General features: G+C 64.9%; 21 protein-coding genes. 13 read left to right on the forward strand and 8 right to left on the reverse strand.

From position 1 onward, the window contains the following. The first annotated feature begins 101 nt into the window (after window positions 1-101). Complete coding sequence (locus PE058_RS04875) at window positions 102-1,070, forward strand: 2-hydroxyacid dehydrogenase (protein WP_020084230.1); 969 nt, start codon at window positions 102-104, stop codon at window positions 1,068-1,070. 85 nt (window positions 1,071-1,155) lie between these two features. On the opposite strand, the gene PE058_RS04880 is transcribed toward PE058_RS04875, so the two are convergent. Further along, a complete protein-coding gene (locus tag PE058_RS04880) occupies window positions 1,156-1,566 on the reverse strand; it encodes a hypothetical protein (protein WP_020084231.1) in 411 nt (136 codons plus the stop codon). Between the two features lie 185 nt (window positions 1,567-1,751). On the opposite strand from PE058_RS04880, the gene PE058_RS04885 reads away from it, so the two are divergent. Next, window positions 1,752-2,768, forward strand: coding sequence for a patatin-like phospholipase family protein (locus PE058_RS04885; RefSeq protein ID WP_020084232.1), 1,017 nt, complete (start codon window positions 1,752-1,754; stop codon window positions 2,766-2,768). Window positions 2,769-2,787: 19 nt separating this feature from the next. On the opposite strand, the gene PE058_RS04890 is transcribed toward PE058_RS04885, so the two are convergent. Further along, entirely contained in the window at window positions 2,788-3,252 is a 465-nt protein-coding gene (locus PE058_RS04890) for a nucleoside deaminase (protein WP_271030024.1), read from the reverse strand. A gap of 37 nt (window positions 3,253-3,289) precedes the next feature. On the opposite strand from PE058_RS04890, the gene PE058_RS22005 reads away from it, so the two are divergent. Then, window positions 3,290-4,438 carry a pseudouridine synthase gene (locus PE058_RS22005; RefSeq protein WP_333780413.1) on the forward strand — a complete coding sequence of 383 codons (1,149 nt, stop codon included), beginning with the start codon at window positions 3,290-3,292 and terminating at the stop codon, window positions 4,436-4,438. Beyond that, a complete protein-coding gene (gene rsmD / locus PE058_RS04900; protein WP_271030025.1) occupies window positions 4,438-5,007 on the forward strand; it encodes a 16S rRNA (guanine(966)-N(2))-methyltransferase RsmD in 570 nt (189 codons plus the stop codon). Before PE058_RS22005 ends, rsmD begins: the two co-directional genes overlap by 1 nt. Window positions 5,008-5,165: 158 nt before the next feature. Here the strand turns inward: rsmD and mutL are convergent, their stop codons facing one another. The 3 genes from mutL to PE058_RS04915 form a co-directional block, all read right to left on the reverse strand. Beyond that, window positions 5,166-6,989 carry a DNA mismatch repair endonuclease MutL gene (gene mutL, locus PE058_RS04905; protein WP_271030026.1) on the reverse strand — a complete coding sequence of 608 codons (1,824 nt, stop codon included), beginning with the start codon at window positions 6,987-6,989 and terminating at the stop codon, window positions 5,166-5,168. 151 nt (window positions 6,990-7,140) lie between these two features. Further along, window positions 7,141-8,385, reverse strand: a complete 1,245-nt coding sequence (locus tag PE058_RS04910) for a hypothetical protein (RefSeq protein WP_271030027.1) — start codon at window positions 8,383-8,385, stop codon at window positions 7,141-7,143. Window positions 8,386-8,553: 168 nt separating this feature from the next. Next, window positions 8,554-9,762, reverse strand: coding sequence for a hypothetical protein (locus PE058_RS04915; protein WP_020665344.1), 1,209 nt, complete (start codon window positions 9,760-9,762; stop codon window positions 8,554-8,556). A 203-nt stretch (window positions 9,763-9,965) separates the two neighbouring features. Between PE058_RS04915 and PE058_RS04920 the strand changes: the two genes are divergently transcribed. Beyond that, on the forward strand, window positions 9,966-11,360 hold the full coding sequence (locus PE058_RS04920; protein WP_271030028.1) for an FAD-binding oxidoreductase: 1,395 nt from the start codon (window positions 9,966-9,968) through the stop codon (window positions 11,358-11,360). Between the two features lie 288 nt (window positions 11,361-11,648). On the opposite strand, the gene PE058_RS04925 is transcribed toward PE058_RS04920, so the two are convergent. Continuing rightward, window positions 11,649-13,016, reverse strand: a complete 1,368-nt coding sequence (locus PE058_RS04925; RefSeq protein ID WP_271030029.1) for a thermonuclease family protein — start codon at window positions 13,014-13,016, stop codon at window positions 11,649-11,651. A gap of 228 nt (window positions 13,017-13,244) precedes the next feature. On the opposite strand from PE058_RS04925, the gene PE058_RS04930 reads away from it, so the two are divergent. Both PE058_RS04930 and PE058_RS04935 read left to right on the forward strand, forming a co-directional pair. Further along, window positions 13,245-13,793 carry a tetratricopeptide repeat protein gene (locus PE058_RS04930; RefSeq protein WP_020084241.1) on the forward strand — a complete coding sequence of 183 codons (549 nt, stop codon included), beginning with the start codon at window positions 13,245-13,247 and terminating at the stop codon, window positions 13,791-13,793. A 68-nt stretch (window positions 13,794-13,861) separates the two neighbouring features. Beyond that, complete coding sequence (locus tag PE058_RS04935; RefSeq protein WP_271030030.1) at window positions 13,862-14,419, forward strand: tetratricopeptide repeat protein; 558 nt, start codon at window positions 13,862-13,864, stop codon at window positions 14,417-14,419. An 89-nt stretch (window positions 14,420-14,508) separates the two neighbouring features. Here PE058_RS04935 and PE058_RS04940 read toward each other — a convergent pair whose 3' ends face one another. Further along, complete coding sequence (locus tag PE058_RS04940) at window positions 14,509-16,911, reverse strand: WD40 repeat domain-containing serine/threonine protein kinase (protein WP_271030031.1); 2,403 nt, start codon at window positions 16,909-16,911, stop codon at window positions 14,509-14,511. A 341-nt stretch (window positions 16,912-17,252) separates the two neighbouring features. Between PE058_RS04940 and PE058_RS04945 the strand changes: the two genes are divergently transcribed. The 4 genes from PE058_RS04945 to PE058_RS04960 all read left to right on the forward strand — a co-directional run bounded on the left by PE058_RS04945 (window position 17,253) and on the right by PE058_RS04960 (window position 20,455). Beyond that, the gene (locus PE058_RS04945; RefSeq protein ID WP_020084243.1) at window positions 17,253-17,984 is read left to right on the forward strand and encodes an FHA domain-containing protein; all 732 of its coding nucleotides are present in this window, start codon (window positions 17,253-17,255) and stop codon (window positions 17,982-17,984) included. 47 nt (window positions 17,985-18,031) lie between these two features. Next, the gene (locus tag PE058_RS04950; RefSeq protein WP_271030032.1) at window positions 18,032-18,796 is read left to right on the forward strand and encodes an FHA domain-containing protein; all 765 of its coding nucleotides are present in this window, start codon (window positions 18,032-18,034) and stop codon (window positions 18,794-18,796) included. A gap of 184 nt (window positions 18,797-18,980) precedes the next feature. Further along, a complete protein-coding gene (locus tag PE058_RS04955) occupies window positions 18,981-19,814 on the forward strand; it encodes a PP2C family protein-serine/threonine phosphatase (RefSeq protein WP_020084245.1) in 834 nt (277 codons plus the stop codon). A 197-nt stretch (window positions 19,815-20,011) separates the two neighbouring features. Further along, a complete protein-coding gene (locus tag PE058_RS04960; RefSeq protein WP_020084246.1) occupies window positions 20,012-20,455 on the forward strand; it encodes a hypothetical protein in 444 nt (147 codons plus the stop codon). Between the two features lie 24 nt (window positions 20,456-20,479). On the opposite strand, the gene PE058_RS04965 is transcribed toward PE058_RS04960, so the two are convergent. Further along, window positions 20,480-20,911, reverse strand: a complete 432-nt coding sequence (locus PE058_RS04965) for a hypothetical protein (RefSeq protein WP_020084247.1) — start codon at window positions 20,909-20,911, stop codon at window positions 20,480-20,482. Window positions 20,912-21,187: 276 nt separating this feature from the next. On the opposite strand from PE058_RS04965, the gene PE058_RS04970 reads away from it, so the two are divergent. Further along, window positions 21,188-21,967, forward strand: coding sequence for a response regulator transcription factor (locus tag PE058_RS04970; protein ID WP_420537155.1), 780 nt, complete (start codon window positions 21,188-21,190; stop codon window positions 21,965-21,967). Further along, entirely contained in the window at window positions 21,964-23,238 is a 1,275-nt protein-coding gene (locus PE058_RS04975; protein WP_026867772.1) for a flagellar hook protein FlgE, read from the forward strand. The genes PE058_RS04970 and PE058_RS04975 overlap by 4 nt, the downstream gene beginning before the upstream one ends. The last annotated feature ends 30 nt before the right edge of the window (window positions 23,239-23,268 follow it).

Genomic DNA, 23,268 nt, shown 5'->3' on the forward strand with positions numbered 1-23,268 from the left:
CGGGAATTGCCCGCGAAAGGCTTGTCAGAGCGCGTTCCATGCGGCATGGATCGCGGCCAGTCTCACACCAAAGTCGAACTTCCGGGGAGGACATACGACCCATGGCAAAAAAGAAGATCCTGATCACCTGGCCTCTGCCGGATGCCGTCATGGCCCGCGCGCGGGAAACTTATGATGTGATCGCGCACGGAGACAACCCGAAGATCACCGTCGACGAGATGCTGGAAACCGCCAAGTCGGTGGATGCCATCCTGCTCACGCTCAACGAGAAGTGCCCGAAGGCCGTGATCGATCGCGTGCCTGAGAACATCAAGTGCATCTCGACGTTCTCGATCGGGTTCGACCACATCGATCTCGAGGCCTGCAAGGCTCGTGGCATCAAGGTCGGCAACGCGCCCCATGGCGTGACGGTCGCGACGGCGGAAATCGCCATGCTGCTGCTGCTCGGTGCTGCGCGCCGTGCGGGCGAGGGCGAGAAGATGATCCGCACGCGCTCCTGGCCGGGCTGGCAGCCGCTGCAGCTCGTCGGCCAGCGGCTCGACAACAAGAAGCTCGGCATCTACGGCTTCGGCAAGATCGGCCAGGCGCTGGCGCAGCGTGCGCGCGGCTTCGACATGGAAGTCCATTACTACGACATCTATCGCGCGAAGCCCGAGGTCGAGGCGAAGTACAACGCGACTTATCACGACAGCCTCGACAGCCTGCTCAAGGTCTCGCAGTTCTTCTCGATCAACGCACCTTCGACGCCGGAGACGCGCGGCTTCTTCAACAAGGCCACCATCGAGAAGCTGCCGCACGGCGCTATCGTCGTGAACACGGCGCGCGGCGATCTCGTCAACGACGAGGACATGATCGCGGCGCTCAAGTCCGGCCGCCTCGGGTATGCCGGCCTCGACGTGTTCGCGGGCGAGCCCAAGATCAACGAGGGCTATTACGACCTGCCGAATACGTTCCTGTTCCCGCATCTCGGCTCTGCGGCCATTGAGGCCCGTAACCAGATGGGCTTCGAAGCGCTCGACAACATCGACGCGTTCTTTGCGGGCAAGGACATGCCGTTCAAGCTGGCCTGATCGCCTGACCAGATATGCTTCGGGGCGGGATACGGATTTGAAAACCGTATCCCGCCCCGATTTTTTTCGGACCGCTCGAAGTTGGCTATTGCTTCAGCTCGGCCTGCTTCTTCGGCTCCGACTTCTCGGCGCGCACGCGGGCGAGCATGTCACGCACCATGTCGCGGGCCGTGAAATCGCAAGCTTCGCGGCTCGAATAGCTTTGATTGTAGTCGCGGGCGAGCTGCGGGAAGACGCTCTCGCTCAGGCGCTGATTGGCCTTGTTGCCCGTCATGAAGGCCGTCTGGCTTTCATCGATGTAGGTGTCGAGCTCCCCGATCTCAGCGGGCGTCAACGGGCCGCTGCACTTCACGGCGATGATGCGCGCGGCGATGGCGCCGCCGATCGAGGCCTTCGTACCCGGCCAGCGGGCGGTGTTCGCGGATGCGCCGCTTGCGGCGATGAGCGAGAGGCCGAGCGCCAGTGTCGAGGCGCGGAAAGCCCAGGTAGTCTTCATGATCGTCTCCGTCGTTGAATGACCGCCGAGCTCGTTTCATTCGTTCCGGCCGGCGTTGAGAGGGAAGCCAGGCCGTGCTCTTGGATCGGTCATAGAACTTGAGGCGAGGGCTCGTCCGACAAGTGTTTTGTCCGGACACCGGACCCGCCTATGATGCGCAGAGAAGATATCTCTGAGGCTTGATCATGGCAGACGGCGAGGCGGGGCGCATTGCGGCAAATCGTGGCCAGAACCCGTCCAGGGAAAGCGGGAAAACGCCATCGATCGGTCTTGTTCTCGGCGGCGGGGGCGCGCGAGGGCTTGCTCATCTCGTCATGCTCGAAGTGTTCGATGAGCTTGGAATCAAACCGAAAATCATCGCCGGAACGTCCATCGGCGCCATCTATGGCGCGGCCTATGCAGCCGGACTTTCCGCCCGCGACATTCGCGCGCATACGGAAGAGACGTTAACCAACAGATTTGAGCTCCTGCGTGATCTGTTCGCCGCACGCGTGCAGGGAGCGGGGCGTTTCTGGAACCTGTTTTCAGAGCGTCACGCCATTCTGACGCCGGAGGCGCTTTTGGATCTCGTGTTTCCCGAAGGGGTTCCAAGGTCGTTCGACGAACTCGCCATTCCGCTCCACATCGTGGCGAGCGACTTCTACGCGCTCGAGCCCGCGGTCTTTTCCTCCGGCCCCTTGCGGCCGGCAGTGGCGGCGAGCATGGCGCTGCCCGTCATCTTCGAGCCGGTTCTGATGAGCGGACGCAGCTATGTGGATGGCGGCCTCACCAACCCGTTGCCGTTCGATCTCATGGCGGGGCAGGTGGACGTTGTGGTGGCGATCGACGTGTCCGGCTCGCCGGTGCCGTCTCCCTCGCGTTTGAGGCCGACGGCGATCGAGGCGCTGTTCTCCTCCTCGTTCCTGTTCGAGCGCTCGATCGTGCGGGAGAAGCTCAAATCTCACCAGCCCGACATCTATATCGATGCCGGAACGGGGCGGTTCCAGGCGCTCGAGTTTTGGAAGGTCCGCGAGATTCTCGCGGCCGCGGAGCCTGCCAAAGCGCAGCTTCGCGCCAAGCTTCAGCGGGTTCTCGGCTCCGAAAGACTGGCGGAGATCGCGCCTCCCGAAAAGCACGCAGCACTCGCCCCGCCGGATGGCGCGAAAGAGCGGATGCGCCGCCTGCTTGCGCGCGCCAAGTCGGATGGAGACCGGCAGACGTGATGCGGTGTGCTGGCGTTTTCTAGTCCGCGCGGCGCGAGGCGAAGAACGTCTTCAGAAGCGCGGCGGCCTCTGTCTCGCCAAGACCAGGATAAAGCTCCGGCCGATGATGGCAGGTGGCGTGGCTGAACACGCGGGCCCCATGCTCCACGCCGCCGCCCTTGGGATCGGGCGCGGCATAGTAGAGGCGGCGGATGCGCGCGAAGGAAATCACAGCCGCGCACATGGGGCACGGTTCGAGCGTGACGTAGAGATCGTGGCCGATGAGCCGCTCGCTGCCGAGCCTGGCGGCGGCTTCGCGAATGACCAGCATTTCCGCGTGCGCCGAGGGATCAGACAGCTCGCGCGTGCGATTGCCCGCGGTGGCGACGACAGCGCCGCTCTGATCCGTCAGGACGGCGCCGACGGGAACCTCTCCCCGCGCCGCGGCGGCTTGGGCCTCCGCGAGCGCGAGTTCCATGTGGCCGAGGCGGGCCGAGGGTGCCATAAGGTCGTCTTCCATTCGAATCCAGAGCCTGACGTCCATGCGCAAGTCATCATTCGGTCATCGCCCGCCGCGGGGCAAGCCGCAAGACGGCGGTTCGCGACATCGCGATCGTTCCAGCACCTCCGCCTCGGGAGGCCGTGGCGGTCGGGAGGAGCGGCGCGACGGCCAGGGCGGCAAGAAGAAGCCGTTTGCGGCCAAGTTCCGTGCAAGGACTGGCGAGCAGGGGGAAAAGCGCGGGAGCGAGGGGGAGCGTCCGGACCGGAGAGAGAAGCCGTCGCCGGCTACCAGTTTTCGCGTCCGCAAGCCGGGGCCGCGTCCTGGCGGCGGCAAGAAGGGCGCTCCGCAGCAGCGTGTTCCTTCGGTCTCAGAGCCCATGCGCATTGCGAAGGCGATGGCGCGGGCTGGGCTCTGCTCGCGGCGAGAAGCGGAGCGCTGGATCGCGGACGGGCGGGTTAGCCTCAACGGGCAGGTGCTGAAAACGCCAGCGGTGGAGGTGCGGCCCAAGGATCGCGTGCTGGTGGACGGGCAGCCTCTGCCCCTCGCGGAGCCTTCACAGCTCTGGCGCTACAACAAACCGAAGGGTGTGGTCACTACGCACAACGATCCGCAGGGACGGCCGACCGTGTTCGACAACCTGCCGCCGGGATTGCCGCGCGTGATCTCCGTGGGGCGTCTCGATTTCAACACCGAAGGTCTCATCCTGCTCACCAACGACGGCGAACTCGCCCGTCATCTCGAGCTTCCGGCGACGGGCTGGCTCAGGCGCTACCGCGTGCGCGCGAAGGGGCGCGTCACGCAGGTCGATCTTGACAAGCTGAAGGAGGGCGTGGAGATCGACGGCGTGCGCTATGGGCCGGTGGAGGCGACGCTCGACACGATGCAGGGCGCCAACATGTGGCTGACGGTCGGCATTCGCGAAGGCAAGAACCGCGAGGTGCGCAAGGTGCTTTCGAGCCTGGGGCTCGACGTCAACCGGCTGATCCGCGTGTCGTTCGGGCCGTTCCAGCTTCTGGACCTGAAGCCGGGCGAAGCCGAGGTCGTCCGGCGGCGCGTGCTTGCCGATCAGCTCGGGCCGCAGCTCGCGGCCGAGTTCGGGTTGGTGGAGGCGAGCGAGGACAAGCCCGCGAAGAAGAAGGGTCCGCAGCGGCCGCATCCGAAATCCAAAGGCGAGCGCGAGGACGCGTGATGCGGGTCGTCGGCGGGACTTTCAGGGGACGCGCGCTCGCTACGCCTCAGCACGACGGGCTCCGGCCTACGTCGGATCGCGTGCGCGAGGCGGTGTTCAACATCCTGCTGCATGGCGTGCCGGGGTTCACGCTGACGGGTGCGCGCGTCATCGATCTCTTTGCGGGAACGGGGGCGCTCGGAATCGAGGCCGTTTCGCGTGGGGCTCAGTATTGCCTGTTCGTGGAAGAAGCCCCCGAGGCGAGGGCGCTTATCCGGACCAACGTGGAAGCGATGGGGCTCACGGGCGCAACACGTATCTTCCGCCGCGATGCCACGGATCTCGGTCCTGCCGGAAACATGGAGCCCTATGGGCTCGCGTTTCTCGATCCGCCCTACGGCAAGGGCCTGGGCGAGAAGGCGCTCGTGGCGCTACGCGACGGGAAGTGGCTGACACCCGGCGCGGTCGTGGTGCTCGAGGAACGGGCCAACAGCGAGGCGGTTTTGCCCGACGGGTTCACCGAGTTCGACCGCCGCACCTGGGGCGACACGCAGGTGGTGTTCGGAGGCTTCAACGGATCCGGCGGATGAGGTTCGCTTCTGTGGCGCTCTGGTAGGCTTGCCGCATAGTTCGTACTGAGCTGTGTCTGGATACCGGCCTCCGCCGGTATGACGTATGCTGAAGCCGCTCGCCACAAACTGACGTCACCCCGACGGAGGTCGGGGTCCAGACACGTATCAAGTGGGTGTCACTTGCGGCCGAAGAGACGCTCGATGTCTGAGAGCTTCAGCTCGACATAGGTGGGGCGTCCGTGATTGCACTGGCCGGAGAAAGGCGTCGCTTCCATCTCGCGCAGGAGCGCGTTCATCTCGGCTGCGGTGAGGCGGCGGCCGGCGCGCACGCTGCCGTGGCACGCCATGCGCGAGGCAATGGCTTCGAGGCGTTCGCGCAAGGGCGCGGCGGTGCCTTCGTTCAGCAGCTCGGCGGCGAGATCCTTCACGAGTCCATCTACTGACGAGGTGCCGAGGAGGGCCGGAACCTCACGCACGGCGACGGCGGCAGGGCCGAACTTCTCGAGCACGAGGCCGAGCTCCGCGAGCTCTTCGGCCTTCTCATCGAGGGCGAGCGCTTCGTCGTCGCCCACTTCGACGACGGCGGGGATGAGGAGGGCTTGGCGCGCGACACCGCCATTGGCAAGGGCACGTTTCAGGCGCTCGTAGACGAGACGCTCGTGTGCGGCGTGCTGATCGACGATGACGACGGAGGTCTCCGTCTGCGCGACGATGTAGGTTTCGTGAAGCTGCGCGCGGGCCGCGCCAAGGGGACGGTGCTCATTGCCGGGAACAACGGACGCTTCGTCGTGCGCATTGCTGTCGGCGCTCGGCGTGTCGAACGCTTCGAAGGGCGCCTGGAAGGCCGCTTGCCGCTCTTCCGCGAAGCCTCCGCTTTGGGCGGGTGCTTCGAAGCGGAAGGACGACGGCGCGGGGTCGTAGTGGCGGTACTGCTGCGGTGTGGCGGCCGGTGTGCGCGCGAGCGTTTCGAGTGTTCGCGCGCCACCCTGCGCGCTGGCCCGGAAGCCCGCGTTTTCGAGTGCATGACGCAGGGCGCCAATGAGAAGGCTGCGCACGGTTGCGCCGTCGCGGAAGCGGACCTCTACCTTTGCGGGATGTACGTTGACGTCCACTTCCGTCGGCGGCAGGTCGACGAAGAGTGCAAGCAGGGGATGGCGCCCCTTGGGAACGAGATCGCCGTAGGCGACACGCACGGCGCCGATAACGAGCTTGTCGCGCACCGGGCGGCCGTTGACGAAGAGGAACTGTTGGGATGCGTCGGGACGATGCAACGTCGGAAGGCCAGCGAAGCCTCTCACGCCGATGCCGTCGCGCTCACCCGATACGGGCACGGCATCGTCCATGAACTCGCGTCCCATGATGCGGCCGAGGCGCTGCAGCATACCTTCTGACGTTGCGTCCGTGCGAGGGAGGCGCAATCCCGTGCGCTCTCCCATGGTGAGGGAGAAGCCGACGTTGGGATGCGCCATCGCGAGACGCTTTACGGCTTCGGAAACGGCCAGATTTTCGGAGCGTTCCGATTTGAGGAACTTGAGCCGCGCTGGGGTAGCGGAAAAGAGGTCGCGTACCTCGATGCGCGTTCCCGGATTGAGGGCTGCAGGCTTCAGCGGTTGCTTGGCGCCACGGTCCACGGCGATCTCCAGCGCATCGCGTGCACCGCGTGGCCGGGAGGCGATGGAGAGATGGGCGATGGCGCCGATGGAGGGCAGGGCCTCGCCGCGAAATCCCAGGGTGTGAATGGCCAGCAGATCGTCCCCGTCGAGCTTCGAGGTCGCGTGGCGCTCGACGCAGAGGGCCAAGTCGCGGGCGTCCATTCCGATGCCGTCGTCTGTCACGCGGATCAGCGACAGCCCTCCCGAGACGGTGACCACCTCGATCTCCGTCGCGCCCGCGTCGAGGGCGTTCTCGACCAGCTCTTTGACGACGCTCGCAGGCCGTTCGACCACCTCGCCTGCGGCGATGCGGTTGACGGTTTCTGGGCTGAGCTGGCGAATGGCCATCGTGAGATCGGAACCTGCGGTGGGAGCGAACGGTAGGCGGCGGCGCCGACTCGATACCGTGTTCCTCAGGATAGCCGCAGGCAGACGGCATAAAAAGGGGGCGGAAACTTCATGCGTTTCCGCCCCTTCTTCGTTCGTACGTTCGTTTTCCTCAGTTCAGGCCCCAGACCTCGACGATGCCTTCGCCTTTGAGGCCAAGCTTCGAGCGGTATTTCAGCTCGATTCGGTCGACCCGCCGGCCGCGGCCCTTGAGGTCGATGGGCGTGGTGAATTCGCCGTCCTTGAGCTTGCGGGCGAATGGCAGGTTCTCGGCCTCGCCGTTCTCGTAGACGATGCGGGCGCTGTAGAACGTGACGTCCGACCGGCGAGCGGCGAAGCGGATCGCCTTGATGCGGCCGACGCGGGGATCGACGCGGATGGCGTCGCGCTCCTTCGAGAACATGGAGACGCGCTCGGCGCCGAGCATCAGCCAGCCTCCGTTGCGGCCGGGGCGATCGCGGTCGCCGATCCAGGCGTTGGCGATGTCGCCGTAGATCTCGACCACGGCGGGGCCGCGGCGATTGGGGGCTGCCCTGTAGACCAGCTCGATCTCGCGGATGAAGCGGTCGCCTCGCAGATCGATCGGCCGGGTCTGGCTGCCGGCGGGGATGGCGGTCTCGATGACCTTGCGGTCGCGCTCGCCGTTTCCATAAACCACGGTCAGTTCGCGCAGGAAGATGTCGTTGTCGGAGACGCGGAGCGCGAGCCGCTCGAAGCGGCCGAACTGCTCTCCCACGCGGATGACGTCGCGCTCGCCGCGGAACGTTACGTCCTGCACGCCGAAAAGCACCCAGCCGGGCGGGATATTTCCGCCGATGCCGCCCCATTGCCCCGGAGGCGGGCCGCCTGCGCCAGGACCGGGGCCGGGACCATGCGGCGGACCGCCTTCGACCTTGCCAATCACTTGCAGGATCGTCTCGCCGGGCCTGAGGCCGGGGCGCTTGGTGACAGAGATCTGTCGCACGGCGCGGCGCGGATCGACGGCGATGGGTTTGCTCTGCTGGCCGGGCGCGACGCGGTTCAGGATCGGCGATCTCTGGCGCGTCCCGTCGGCGTATTCGATCTCGGCGTCTTCGAGGAGGACCGGCAGGTTGCCTGAGCGGATCGCGATTTCGGAGACGTGCGACTGGCGCGGGTCGATGCGGAAGACGACGTTGGCCATCCGATTGTTTATGCGCGCTTCGCCTATGATTTCCGGCGGACGCTCGCGGGAGGGCGGGCCGCCCCGGTCGCGCTCGCGGAACTGAGCAAGGCGGATCTGTGCGTCTGCCGCCTGGGCGACGGATGCGAAGCTGCCGGCCAGAGCCGATACGAATGCAGCTGAGGCAAGTGCGAGCGAGATGTGGTTACGCGCCACGGCGTATTCCCCTGTTAGGCCTATTGTCTTCATCGAAGTGCGCCTGGCCGGGACGCTTTCGACGCTTCGGAGAGTAAGGGCCGACGGAGCCCAAAAAAAGACAGGACTCGGATGAGCCCTGCCTCATTTCGTTCTACCGGTTTGCCAGCGAGCTACGCAGCCCGGCGGTCAGTGCTGACCCCAGATCTGGACCACGGCCGGACGTCCGTCGAGCGCGCTGCGGAGACCCTTGGCGAGGTCGAAGCGCGAGCGGTAGCTGGCCTCGATGGATTTAATCGGCGCTTTGCCGCCTTTGAACTCCAGCGGGCCGTAGGGCTTGCCGGGGTCCACGCGCTCGCGCATCGTGAAGACCTCGTCTGGGCCGCTCGCGTATTTCACGCGGATTTCCTTCAGCGTGATGGCGCGGTCCACGGCCTCGATGCGGAGGCGCGTGAAGCCGCCCTCGTTCTCGCCGACGGTGATCACGTCGCGGTCGAAGCCGGTGAAGCCCGCCGTCTGGGCGCCGAGCAGCACCCAGCCTTGGCGATAGTTGCGCCCTTCGCCCGCAGGATCGAGCCAGCCCTTTGCATATTCGCCCGTCACCTCAATGCGGGCTTGCCCACGGAAATTCGGATGCGAACGGTAGGTCAACTGGATTTCACGAATGAACCTGCTGCCGTCGATTTCGAACCATTTGGAGCGCGTGTTGGCTTTGAGGTCGGCGTCGACGGCGAGGTTCTGCTCCTGCCCGTCGACGAACACCACCCTGAGCGCGTTGACGTGGACGTCGTTGCCGATCACGCGCAAGCGGATGCGCGTGAACTTGCCGAGGTCGCCGCCGACCTTGATCACGTCACGGTCGATGCCGAAGCCGACGTTCTGGTATCCGAACATGACGTCGCGGCCGTCCTTGACGGTGCCCGGGACGGAGTTGTCCGGCAGGGTGCCGGATTTGGCGTCGGTCACGTCGCCGGTGGAGGGCGCGGAGCGTTGCTTTTTCGCGCCCTCGGCGGTCTGGATGCCGAGTACCTCGATCACCGCCTTGCCGCTGCCGGGCGAGTTCACGATGTTGACAGTGTCGATGAAGCCATCGCCCGATGTGTCGTTGATCGGCCGGGTGCGCTCGCCTTTTGAAAGCACGATGGGACGCGTCTCGTTGTGAACGGTACCGTCGCGGTAGACGATCTGCACGCGATCGATGTTCGCCGTCCCCGTCTTGGCGCGAATGCGGATGCCGCGAAACGCGCCCGGCGCCTCGCTGACGTCGATGGATACGCCGCTCCCGCTGAGATCCACGGTTTGCGTGCCGATGAGGACGAGGCGATCTTCGGCTTCGGCGACGGACAGAGCGCCGGCCGCCATCAAGGCGAATACGGCAACTCCCAGCCTGCGGAACATGATGGTCTCCGTTATGGATATGCCAAGCTTTGGCGTGGCCAGTGTTACGCAAGAAAGCGCCGAAAAAGAAGCGGGCGGTATTCTGCTCGTCCGCTCACGGCCTAGGCGGCGGTCAACATGCCGGACTAGTGGGATCGGCGGGCGAACTCGCCTATGGTCGGGGGCATTCAGCCCGGTGCGCGTTGATGGGAGACTTTCGAGCGATGCGGATCGATCAGGGGGCGGCCATCGCGGAGCTCGCGGCGCTGTTCGGGGAGCGTGTGCAGACGGGCGAGGCGGTTCGCCGTGCTCATGCCAACACGCTGACCTGGATCGCGGCCGAGCCGCCGGACGCGGTGGTGTGGCCCCTCACGACTGAGGAGGTGGTTCAGATCGTGCGGGTGGCTGCGGGCCATCGCGTGCCGCTGGTTCCGTTCGGGGCGGGAACCTCGCTCGAAGGGCAGGTGAATGCTCCGCGGGGAGGCATCTCGGTCGATCTCAGCCGCATGACGCGGATCCTCTCGGTTTCGCCGAGCGATCTCGATTGCGTGGTGGAGGCCGGTGTTACCCGCCCCTCATTGAACGCGCATATCCGCGATCTTGGTCTCTTCTTCTCCGTAGATCCGGGGGCGGCGGATGCGACGCTCGGGGGCATGGCTGCCACCCGGGCATCCGGCACCAACGCCATGCGGTATGGGACGATGCGGGACAACGTTCTTTCCCTTAAGGCGGTGATGGCCAACGGGGATGTGGTCGTGACGGGAGGACGGGCGCGCAAGTCGGCAGCAGGGCTGGATCTGACGCGGCTTCTGATCGGCTCGGAGGGCACGCTCGGCATCATCACCGAGCTTACCCTTAAGCTCAATCCCATCCCCGCGCGTATCATCGCCATGGCCTGCCCGTTCTCGTCGCTCGGCGGGGCGTGCGATGCGACGATCGAGGCGACCGAATGCGGCCTGGGACTGGCCCGCGTGGAGCTTCTGGATGCGCTTCAGATCCGCGCCGTTAGTTTTCATTCCAAGCTCTCGTTGCCGGAGCAGCCGCATCTGTTCGTCGAGATCGCGGGCGGAGAGGCAGCCACGGAGGAGCAGCTTCGAGACTTTCGCGAGATCGCGCTTCGCAACGGAGCCATGGCTTGCGATTGGGCGGACGGCGAGGAGGGGCGGAGAACGCTCTGGCGCGCGCGGCATGATGCGTTCTGGGCGGTCAAGACCATGTGGCCGGGCAAATCGGTGATCGCGAGCGATGTGTGCGTGCCCGTTTCAGAGCTGGCGCGCTGTGTCTTGGAGACGGTTGCCGACATCGAGGCCTCGGGATTGACCGCTCCCATCGTGGGACATGTGGGCGATGGGAATTTCCACGTGCTGCCGGTCGTGGACGTGGAGAGCGCCGCGGAGCTTGCTCGGGTACGCGCGTTTCTCGACCGGCTGGTGATGCGGGCGCTCGACATGGGAGGGACCTGCACCGGCGAGCATGGGGTCGGGCAGGGAAAGATGGCGTATCTCGCCCGGGAACTTGGTGCACCCGCCGTAGAAACGATGAGAGCAATCAAGAGCGCCCTCGATCCGTTTCAAATATTAAATCCTTGTAAGATGTTAGGAGACGGATTAGGGAATTGAGCGCGGGTGCCCTGGCATTCATCTAGTTGAAAATACTGTATATTTTTAAAATACAGTTCTTTGGAGTTATTAGCCTAAATCTTAAGCAATATCTCCGGTCGTTTTCGCAGCAGCTTGCAAAGTCGTTTCATTTGGGGTGAAATAAAAATTGCGAACGTGGCGCCGTCCCACCTATCCCCCCCTAGGGGCGTCACAGTTCTTCAGCCCGCGACCTCCCCCCCGGTCGCGGGCTTTCCATTTTCTGGAAGGTCGTCGTGGGATCGTGGCGGCTCTCGCGTCGCTCGCCCTTCATGATGGGGCGGCGCGTCTCCAGCCAGCGGCCTTTGCTTCGTTCTCCGAGCAGAACCAGCGCTCGCCCTTTGCGGTGCTCAGCTTCACGCTGTCGTAGGAAGGTTGCCACGGGAGCAGGTAAGTGCGTGCGCCCGAGCGGATGCGGCCCTTGATGGGGCAACCTTCGGGTGCGGATCGTGTTGCTTCCTCCCAGCGTTTGTCGCGGTAGTCCTGCGGGCGCTCGATGTCTCCAGCCCACAGCCCCACCTTGTCCGTCTGGGCTTCGCTTTCGACACTGGCGTAGCGGCTCAGGAAGCCTCCGGTGGCGAACACGCTGCCTTCCCGCACAAGCTGCCGGGCGATGTCCTTGCCGCGCGTGTAGCAGCGGGCCTTCTTGCCAGTTTCGCCGTCGCTCAACAGCTCGCAGGAGATACGCCGGCCGCGCACCAGGTTGGCGAGGGCATCCTTGGCAGCTACGCCGCAGCGCCACTTGCCGCTCTTGCGCTGGCAGGATTGGCCGGTCTCGGGGGCCTCGATCCCGTCGAGGGTGATGAGCGTGCCGGCGACACGCAGCGTATCTCCCGAGATGGCGATGGCTCGGCCTTCGAGTTTTACTGCATCCGTGTCGGGGAGGGCGCCTGTCGTGGACGGCGCGGATACGACGCCTGCTATCTGGCTTGGCGCCGCATAATAAAGAGCAGCGCTGCCCGCCGCTGCGATGGAGACGATGCCGAGCAGCGCGAGGCCTGCCGTCGTGACGGATACGCGCGTATCTCCGGGAAACACGACCTCGTAGTTGCGCAGCTTGGCCAGCAGGCCTTCCCGATCTCCAGACCGGCGGTCGCGGCCGGGATCGGTCAGGTGGGCCAGGACAAGGAGGAGAGCGAGAACGCTTGCGATGACGGCTGCGACGAGGGCGTCGCCATCGAAGCCGAATGTCCAGGTGCGATACGCGGTGCCGAGCACTGTGAGAGCGGCCGCAATCCTGAGCGCGAGATTGATCTTGGGAGCGCGGACGACAGACAGAAGCGGTTCGAGGATCGGTCCAAGCGGCTCTCCTGCGCGCCGGGCCAGCGTGGCCGTGCCTGCCCCCAGTCCCTTGGCCGTGGCGGCCAAAGCGGAGCCTGTGGCGAGGCTCGCCCGTCCCAGAAAGGAGGCTGATGCAACCGAAAGCGACTTGAAGTGTGACCAGGCGCCGGTGCTGGCGCTGCGAACGCCGGATACGCTGGCGTCGAGCCCGCGCTTGCCGGCCTCCTTCACGTGGGCGGCGGCTGCCGACTGCACGTCCTTCAAGCGCTGGCGGCGCTGCTCACGGCGCACGAGGATGGTGGTGCGGACGTAGTCGCGCCATTCGAAGCCTTCATTGCGTTTTCGCCACCAGAACACGCTCTATCCTCGTGCCGTCTTTCCGTGATGTTTCGATGGGGAAGGGGCCAGCTTACACGCGGGCGCCACGCTTCCTGCCGGACCCATGTCCCCCAATGATGGCAGGGCTTTGTCCGAACGACACAAAAAGCTCAAAATCCCCAGCCGGCGCCACATGGACTTGAGCGCGGACGAGGGATAAAATTCCCGCCAATTGGATTTGTCGTTTGCTGCAACTGGAGAAATCTCATGAAGCCGGTTGGTTTGCGCTTGGTTGGTCAGCTCGTTGCGGCAGCCGGTGTCACGGCCTTTTTCGCGGCCGCTACCCCGGTTCTGGCCATCGACGACGACGGTCCCGCCAAGCCGCGTATCGATTGCACGAAGCCAGTCAACAAGAAGAAGCCTGCCTGCAAGCCGCACAACGTCTCCGACGATGCCGTCATCAACGGGGCCTACTGGCTGGCGCATACGGGGCGGCTGGCGGAGTCTCTGGCTCTTCTCGGTACGGTCCAAGATCGCGAAAATCCGCGCCTTCTCAACGCGATAGGCTTCGCCACGCGGAAGATGGGAGATGTGGACGGCGCTCTGCCCTACTACGCGCGTGCACTCGAGATCGAACCCGATTATGTTCAGGCGCGCGAGTACATGGGAGAGGCGTTCCTGGCCAAGGGTGACCTCGCCCATGCGACCGAGCAGCTTGGTGAGATCGAGCGCCGGTGCGGCCAAGGCTGCGTGGCGTTCACGGAGCTCAAGCGGCAGATCGTGGCGTTCGAAGCGACGCATCCGCAGCGCGGGTGAGCGAACCTCGCACAGATTTTGATTGAGACTAGCGGGGGCGGGCATCTCGCTTCCCAAGGGGGACTTTGATGATCAGACTTGCGTCCAGAACCGTTCGGCTTCTCGGTGTCTCGGCTCTCGGTGCCGCGCTTTGCGCGTCTCCGCTGCTGGCTGAGGGACAGCGGGTTTCCAAGGATGTGGGACCCACGAGTGCGGCGTGCGATGCGCTGGCCAAGGGAACGGCTGCGTGGACGGCCTGCGTTGGGCAAGCGAGCGCCAAGATGGCGGACGAAGAGCTGTTCTATGCCGGCTACTGGCTGGCGAAGAACGGACAGTACGAGCAGGCGCTCGGCTATCTCACTCTTGCCCAGAAGAAGGACGAGCGGGTTCTGACCTACATCGGCTTCGCGACGCGTAAGCTCGGCCATGTCGACGAGGCGATGCCGATCTACCAGAAGGCCCTCGAGGTCAACCCGAACTACACGGTTGCGCGCGCCTATCTCGGTGAGGCGTTCCTCACCAAGCACCAGCCGGAGCAGGCTCGTGTGCAGCTTTCTGAGATCGAGCGCCGTTGCGGGGCTACGTGCCCAGCTTACGTGGATCTCGAGGGACATATCGCCGACTACGAGCGCGCAGCGCGGGGCTGATCGTCTAGCGATCCGGCCAAAGGCAACAGATAAAGAGCGTGTTCTCGCACATGAGACCACGCTCTTTTCTTTTTCGGACTGGCGGCCGGTCAGTTGGTGGCGGGCCGCAGAAGCGGGTTTGCCCAGAGGCGCACGATGCCATCCGCGCCTGCGGAGGCGAGGCGTGATCCGTCCGGCGAGTAGGTGACGGCGTTGATCGCGCCGGTATGGCCGGTGATGGTGCGGATGGTGCGCCCGCGCGAGACATCCCAGATGCGAAGCTGCCCGTCGGCGCCGCTCGACGCGAGATTTGCGCCGTCGGGCGAGAACGAGAGCGAGCCTACGCGGCCGCGATGGCCGTATAGGCGGCGCTGGGAGCGGCCGGAGCTGGTGGACCAGAGACGGATACTGCCATCGAGACTGGCCGAGGCGATCGCCTTGCCGTCCGGCCGGAAGGCCAGTGCGGTGATGAAATCCTGGTGGCCGCGATAGGTGCGGATGCGATCGAGGGTATCGAGGTTCCAGAGCTTGACGGTTTTGTCGGCGCCGCCCGAGGCAAGGCGCGGACCTTTGTCGGTGGTGGCGTAGGCGACGGCTTGCGCCGCGCTGGCGTGGGCGTCGATCACCTGCACTGGGCCGCCGGGCGTCGCGGTATCCCAGAGCGTGACTTTCCAGTCGTGGCTGGAGGCTGCGAAGCGGTCCGCGCGGCCGGCAAAGACCACGGACCAGATCTCGGCCTCGTTGCGCTTGAAGGAGCCGAGCTTCTCGGCGCGCTGCCAATCCCACAGCACGATTTCGCCGCTGCCATGGCCCGTTAGGGCGTGTGTGCCGAACAAGGCGAATGCAGTCGCCGGGCCATTGTCGAGCTCAATCGTACGGATGAGCGTGCCGGAGCTTGGGTTCCAGATCTTGAGGCGTGCGTCCGCGCCGACGGTGGCGATGGCCGAGCCGTCATTGGAGAATGCCACGGCGGTCACCGGCCCAACGTGTCCGCTCAGCTCGGCGACGGGGCGAATGACGGGGGCTTCCTGCAAGGACGCGGTGCGAATGGACGATCCCGTCGAGACGCCAGCCGTGGTCTCGCCGCTGCCGCGGCTTTCGAATTGCGGAAAGCGATCCTGCATGGCGACGGCGCCACTCGCGACGCCGACGCCGACGAGAAGCTTGAACAGGATGGGGCGCCATCCCACGCCCTGCCGCGCGCGGATCGGGCGAGGGCGGCTCGCGGGTTTGCGCTTTTCCTTTTCCTTGTCTTTCTCCTTGGCCTCCGCCTTCGGCTCCTTGACGATGATGGCGGTGCCGGGGTCCTTCTTGCGCAGGATGCGCGGGAGCTTGATGGGCTCGGGCGGCTGAGACAGTTTCTTGGTGCCGCCCGCTGCCGCGGCTGGCGCTGCGGCGGCGGCAGGCTCCGCCTTGGCAGGAGCCACCTTCTCTTTTTTCTCTTTCTCTGCTGCGGGTTTCTTCTTCAGCCCGTCGAGGAAATCGAGCATGCCGCCCTTGGGACCCGGCGCATCGGGTTGCGGCGGTGTCGCCGCGGCGGCAGGAGATTTCGCAGGCTTGGCAGGGGGAGCGGCCTCCTCCTGAGCATCTGCCGGCTTTGCAGCCGGGGCTTTTGCAAACCAGCTCGGCTTCGCGGGCTCGGGCGCGAGCAGCGCGCCGCGCCAGGCCGCGATCGATTGCGGGCGAGCTTCCGTCTGGAGGGCGAGTGCGTGATCGATGGCCTTGAGGAAGCCCGCGCGGTAGGCCGACAGTGCCGCGTCGCGCGCGGGCGTCAGCTCGTCCTTGACCATGCGCGAGGGGCTATCGGACGGCCGCTTGCCGGTGACCGCATGATAGAGCGTGGCGCCGAGTGCGTAGATGTCGGTCCAGGGGCCCTGCTGGCGGCTCGTCTCGGCGTACTGCTCATAGGGCGAGTAGCCCGGCTTCACGAGTGCGGAGACGGTTTTCGAGTGCGCGGCGATCTCTCCGCGCGCCGAGCCGAAATCGATCAGAACGGGCGAGCCGTCCTTGCGGATGATGATGTTGTCGGGCGCGATGTCGCGATGCAGGAAATCCTGCTTGTGAATGAGCTCGAGTGCATCGAGGAGCGGCGCGATGATGGCGTCTAGCTCCTTCTGGCGGGGCGCGCGGCCGAGACCCTTGAGCCACGACTTGAGGCTTTGACCCTCCTCGAAGTGAAGCACCATGTAGGCTGTGTTGTTCGCTTTGAAATAGCGATACACGCGCACGATGTTGGGGTGCGAGAACTTGGCGAGCGTCTGGGCTTCCTCAATGAAGCGGTCGAGCCCCCAGCGATAGTCGCCGGCGCAGTCCTGCGAGCGGGGACCGGCATCCGCGGTGGAGGAGCGGGCGGCGAAGTCCGACGGGAAGTATTCTTTGATGGTGACGTTGCGGTCGAGCGCGACCTCCTCGGCGAGATAGGTGATCCCGAAGCCGCCCGCGCCAAGCACGCGCTCGATGCGGTAGTCACCGACAAGCTCCGTGCCGCTCTTTAGCGCAATCAGATTGGTCATCAGCTCTCGGGCTCTGCGTTGGCTCGGGACGCGTGTTCGATGCCTGTGGCTCGAATTTTGTTGAATCGCTCCAACAGTCTAGCATCTTGGCGGGCGCTCATCCGGAAGGGGGCAATCAATACCCATCTTTCTCGGCGGGCCACTCTTCAAGTTGTGCTCCTCGCGGAAAAGCACGTCGTGTGCAAATCACCTCCGTTGCCCCTTGTGAAGCAGGAATGTGGCGGAGGCGTGCGCTTGGCGCTCCAATGTTGTGCCATTTTGCGCGGGAGCCGCCGTCCGGCCATGTTGCTGCCGCAGAGCGCAACGAAGACTTGAGGCAGATTCGGGCCTGAGCATATCCCATGCAACCTTCGAAACGCGAACCCGTCAGGCTCCGCCGTGGTTGGGCGCCGACGATCCTGATTGTGGCCGGCGGACTTGCGCTCGCCGGGCTCGGCACGTCCGCGTGTGCCAATCCGGAAGCCGCGCCGGGCGGGAGCGGTTTTGCAAATGCCAGCTCGGCCTTCGACTCGTGGGCGGCTTTCACAGATTGGATCGCTGCTAGCTATGCGCAGGCGCCCGCGCTGGTGCTCGGTCTCGTGGCGCTGATTGCGGTGCCGCCGTTGGCGCTGATCGGGTTGCTGGTTCGGAAACGCGAAGCGGCATCGCTCGAGGTGTCGCAGCTTCAGACGCAGGTGCGCCGTGTTTCGCGCGAAGCGGCGGCCGAGCCTCGTGAAGGCGTGAGGACGGGGCATATTCCATTGCGTCCGCTGGAAGCGTGGATCGAGATCGTCAATGCCGGCGAGGTGGCACCATCCGCCACTCAGCAGCGTTACGGACTTCGGCGCACTCTGCTCCGGATCGGCCGTGAAACCGACAACGACATCTGCCTCGAGGACATGACGGTGCATCGCTATCATGCTGCCATTCATCGTACCGAAGATGCGGAGTTCGTGATTACCGACCTTTCGAGCGCGGGCGGAAACGGCGTGGTGGTCAATGGACGCGCGGTGGCGGAGGCGCGGCTCGGCAGCGGCGACGTCATCGAGCTCGGCAACGCGCGGCTGAAATTTTCGGCCGCTCCGGCGAGCTAAGACTGGCGAGCTTAGAGAACACAGGATCAGGAGGAGGACGAAGCAGCATGTCTGGGAACGCTGGTGGGCCACAAGGTCAACGTTCGGGCCGTTTTCTTGGGTCGCTCAAGGATGCGCTGGTGGCTGCCAGCCGGGAGGATACCGGGCGGCAGGAGGCGGCGGTAAAGCTGGCCGCGGCCCAGGCGAGCGAGGGTGCGACGGTTGCCGTGCCGGGGCCGGATGCGGCCGTCCAGCTTCCTCCGCCGCGCGGCGAGGCAGCAACGCCGAGTGCCGCGGAAGCGGCGCGTGAAGCGCGCACGCCGCGGGTGACGGTGGAGAGCCGTCATGTGGAGACCGACTCGCCGCCGACGACGCGCGTGGTGCGTGCGGCCGGCAAGCCGTCTCAGGATGCGCCTCAGCGCACGACGCTCGTGCGCGGCAAGATGCAGGTGACGCGCGGCGCGTTCGAGCACGATCCGGTGGTGGGATGGCTGGTCGTCGTGGGCGGGCCCGGCATCGGACAGTTCCGCCCGATCTTCGAAGGCAACAACTCTCTCGGCCGCGCGAGCAGCAACCGCATTCCGATCGATTTCGGTGACGACGCGATCTCGTCCGAGGAGCAGGCCTATATCCGCTACGATTCGGCGGAGCGCTCGTTCCTGTTCGTGCCGAACCTCGCGAAGACCAATGTCGTTTCCGTGAACGAGAAGCGGCCTACGGGTGCGGTCGAGCTCGCGCAGATGGACGTGATCACGATGGGGCGGACGCAACTCGTGTTCGTGCCGTTCTGCGGGGCGGACTTCGACTGGTCGGCGCTGCAGGAGCAGAGTTGAGCACAAGCTTTCACGACTTTGACGACGGGCCGTGGCGACACGGCTTAAATACTTGTCATGTCTGGCTCCTCGCCGGAAAACCGCTTCACACTGCTGTTGAAGCGCTCTAGGTTTTCGAGGAGCCCGGCGCTGCCGTTTCGGATCCCGCGAGCCGGGGCCGAGCGATCATGGTCTAAAAGGACGAATGCTAGCTTTCGAGCATGCCAGCCGCACCACCAAGGGTGCGCGTAGCTACCAGGAAGACACCGCTCTTTTCTGGAGCGGGGAAGATGCAGCCGCTCCCGGCGCGGTCGTTGCCGTGCTGGCCGACGGCATGGGCGGGCACGCGGGCGGCGCGCTTGCGAGCCGCATGGCGTGCGAGAGCTTCATCAAGGCCTACGCGGATCAGGACGGCCCGAACACGGAGCGCCTGATCGAAGCGCTGACGGCGGCGAACCAGGCGATCGCCGATACCGTAGATGCCAATCCCATGCTGGCGGGCATGGGGTCGACGCTGGTCGGCGTGACCTTCGGGGCGGACGGGATCGAATGGGTCAGCGTGGGCGATAGCCCGCTGCTGCTCTACCGGCGCGGTGAGATCGCGCTTCTCAACGAGGACCATTCGCTCGCGCCCGAACTCGACCGGCTGGCCGCCGCGGGCGCGATCTCGGAGGACGAGGCGCGCCGCGATCCGCGCCGCCACATGCTGCGCTCGGCCGTGACCGGCGACGACATCGATCTCATCGATCTGTCGCGCCGTCCGCTCAAGGTTGAGCCCGGCGATTATATCATCCTGGCGAGTGACGGCTTGCAGACGCTCGAGTCGATGGAGATTGAGCGTATCGTCGCTGCCTATGCCGAGGATGGGGCGGTGGCGGTGGCCAATGCGCTGATCCGCGCCGTCGAGGCGCTCAAGGATCCGCATCAGGACAACGCCACGGTGGTGGCGGTGCGCCTTCTTCCTCAAGACGCCAGCAGCGCAGGTGTCGCCGATGCAACGGGCGATGCGCGGGCGCCAGTGCAAGACGAGGACCGGTAGCAGGTTCTTGCGACCGGGTCTCCCCTGCAACGCGGCGGCAAGGTCCAAACAAGCGAACGGCGGCACTATGGGTGCGTGGACGTCTGCCGTCCGCGGACGCGATCTCTCCAGACACGAGAGATTGCGCGGCCCCGCTTTCGTGAGCGGGCCTCGGTCCGGCAGGCAGGTGCACATCGATCGTGGTCTGGGAGGTCGCTTTGGTCTGGCCAACGCGCGTTCGGCGCCGTGAGCAGAAGCATGCCTTCGAGGCTGCGCTCGAAGACGCACGCCTCGATCCGGACGGGCAGCCCATTCTGTTCGAGGAGAGTGCCGGGATCGGGCCCGCGATCGGAAGTCTTGGCGACATCGCGACGGCCTCCGGCTACGTGGCGCACCAATCGCTGGCGAACGCCTACAGTGCGGAGCGCGATCCCATCGAGGCCAAGACCGTCGAGCCGCCGGGCGAAGCCGCGCGCAAGCTCAAGGAGCTTTTGACGTCCAAAGTGCATTCGCCGGGTGAGTTGCGGCGCTTCAGGCGCCGGTTCGCTGCCCAGAACCATCCCGACCGGGTTCCGGCGGAGCTTCGCGCCGAGGCGCTGGCGGCGATGGCCGAGGTCAATGCGGAGATCGACCGGGCCTTGAAAACGGCTAGGCCGTCCTAGAGCGAGGTGGGGGGCTGGGGCGCGCTACTTGATGCGGCCTCCGTATTCGAAGCCGCCACCATCGATCGTGTCTTCCCAACTGAACGCGGCGAGGAAATCCTCGCATCGTCCCATCACGCGGCTGGGGTAGGCGCGCATGTGCTCGACGCGGCCGCTGTTGAACCACACGGTCACGAACAGCGGCGGCTCGGTCTCGCGGCCCAGCATGTCGTCGATGAAACGGATGAGGGAGCGGGGCGGACAGTATTGCCAGGCCTGGCGGAGTCCTTTGACCTGAATGTAACTCGGCGGCCCCATGACGGATTGAAGCTCGGTCTGATTCATGCCGGGAGCCACGAGTGAGATCTGGTAGCCGTCGCTCAGGGCCGCGCGCGGCAGACCCGCGAGCGCGAGCGCTGCGGGGGCGACGAGGACCAGCTTTCTCAGCCACATCGATACGCGGATCTTGAATCGCATTGCCGCTCCCACTCGCAATCCGGACGCGGTGGGCATTAGAGCGGGCTGCGCTTGTGCCAGGCTTGAGGGACGGCAGGTCTTCTCCGTACGCGGTTCTTTATTCTGCGACTCTCTCCAAGGCGGAATGACCACTTTCAGCAACACTTCAAGAGCGATTCGCGGCAGCGTCCGAGAAATCCTCAACAAATCGTTGATCGAAAAGCCGACGCACTGCATCCCGGTTAAGTGGGGTTGCGTTTCTGATTCGGGGGGTGCCGATGTGCGGGGGAACATCAAATGATCGTCGTGGTGGACGAGCGGGCGACCGTTACGGAAGGATACACGTCCTGGTTTAACCGGGAGGGAATCTCGGCGTGCGGCTTGGCGCCGGGAGAGTTCGAAGGCTGGGTGAGTGCTGTTTCCGAGGCGGATATGCGGTCCGTCGAGGCGTTTCTGCTGGGTGACTGCGGGAACCGCTGCGCGCTTGCCAAGATCATCCGTCGCCGCTCGGCGACAACTGCCGTGATCGCGATGAACGAGAACCGGTCTCTCGAGGAGACGCTGGATCTGTTCGCGGTCGGCGTGGACGACGTGGTGAGGAAGCCAATTCACGTGCGCGAGATCATCGCTCGCGTCAAGGCAATCCGCCGGCGCGCGGTGGGGGCGCCCGACTATACCGATGTCGGCGAGATGCGCGTGTTCTTCGATGGGCGCGATCCCGAGGTGAAGGGAGAGGTTCTTCAGCTTCCGCGCCGCGAGCGGCGCATCCTGGAGTATCTCGTCAGCAACCGCGGTTGCCGCATCAACAAGACCCAGATCTTCAACTCGGTCTACGGCCTGTTCAGCGAGGACATCGACGAGAACGTCGTCGAAAGTCACATCAGCAAGCTCAGGAAGCGGCTTCGCCACCGGCTCGGCTATGATCCGATCGACTCCAAACGCTACCTCGGCTACCGGCTGGTGGTCGACGCGGTGGCCGAAAAACGGGGCGAAACTGGTGATCCGTCCAGCTTCGCGCAAGATGCGGATGCTCTACTCGATAGGTCAGAGCTATTCGTGAAGGATCCCGTCGTATGAGCATTTCCGGCATGATGCGGACCAGTGCGTCCGGTATGGCTGCGCAATCGAGCCGTCTCGGCACTGTTTCCGACAACATCGCCAATGCCAGTACGCACGGCTACAAGCGCGCGTTCACCGAGTTCTCAACGGTGGTGCTCGAATCCGGCTCGTCAAGCTACGTGCCGGGCAGCGTGGATGTTCAGGTCCGCTATGGCATCACGCAGCAGGGCGGCTTCGACTACACCACGTCGAAGACCGATCTTGCGGTGAGCGGCGAGGGGTTCTTCCTGGTCAACGACGGCAGCGGCGTGACGTATCTCACGCGCGCAGGCTCTTTCGTCAAGGCTGCCAACGGAGATCTCGTCAACGCGGCGGGTCTTACGCTCCAGGGCTATCCGTTGAACGGCGGTGTGGCCGCCGTCTCCGCCAACGGAACGACGGGCCTGCAGAACGTCAACATCAGCGCGATGTCGCTCGAGGCAACGCCCTCAACCCAGGGCACGTTCTACGCGAACCTCAAGGAAGACTCGGCTATCCAGACCTCGACGCCTGGAACGGTCAACGACACGACCTCCGTCTATTCCGCGAAGACGTCGATGACGGTGATCGACAACGTCGGCCGCGAGGTGACGCTCGACATCTATTATACGAAGACGGCGACGAACACGTGGGAGGTCTCGATCTTCGACGCTTCCACGGCCGATCCGACGACAAAGTCGTTTCCCTATGGCTCGGCCGGCGATCCGCCGCTCGCGATGGAAACGCTGTTGTTCGACCCGACCACAGGTCAGCTCGATACCACCACGCCGAGCCCGACCTACATGGATATTCCCGTGCCCAACGGACAGACCCTGCGCCTCGACATGGCCGAGTCGAGCGAGCTTGCCGACGAGTTCCAGATCCTCAAGTCGGACGTCAACGGCAACAAGCCTAGCTCGGTGGAGAGCGTGGAGTTCGCCGGAGATGGCACGCTCTATGCCGTCTACGGCAACGGCGCGCGCGTCGGCATCTATCGCATTCCGCTCGCTACCGTGCCGAGCCCGGACAATCTTACGCCTGAGGCGGGCAATGCCTATTCCGTCAGCGCGGATTCGGGAAATCTTCAGCTCGGTTTTCCGGGAACGGCCCTGTTCGGAAAAATTCGTTCCTCGGCACTCGAAAAGTCGACCGTCGATACGGCAAGCGAACTCACCACGATGATCGAGTCTCAGTTCGCCTTCACGGCGAACTCGAAGGTGTTCCAGACCGGTGGCGAGCTCATGGAGGTCCTCGTCAACCTCAAGCGCTAAGCGCTTGAGATGATCTAGGGGGAAGCACGC

It is taken from the genome of Hyphomicrobium sp. DMF-1 (genome assembly GCF_027886585.1).
Taxonomy (GTDB): Bacteria; Pseudomonadota; Alphaproteobacteria; order Rhizobiales; family Hyphomicrobiaceae; genus Hyphomicrobium_C; species Hyphomicrobium_C zavarzinii.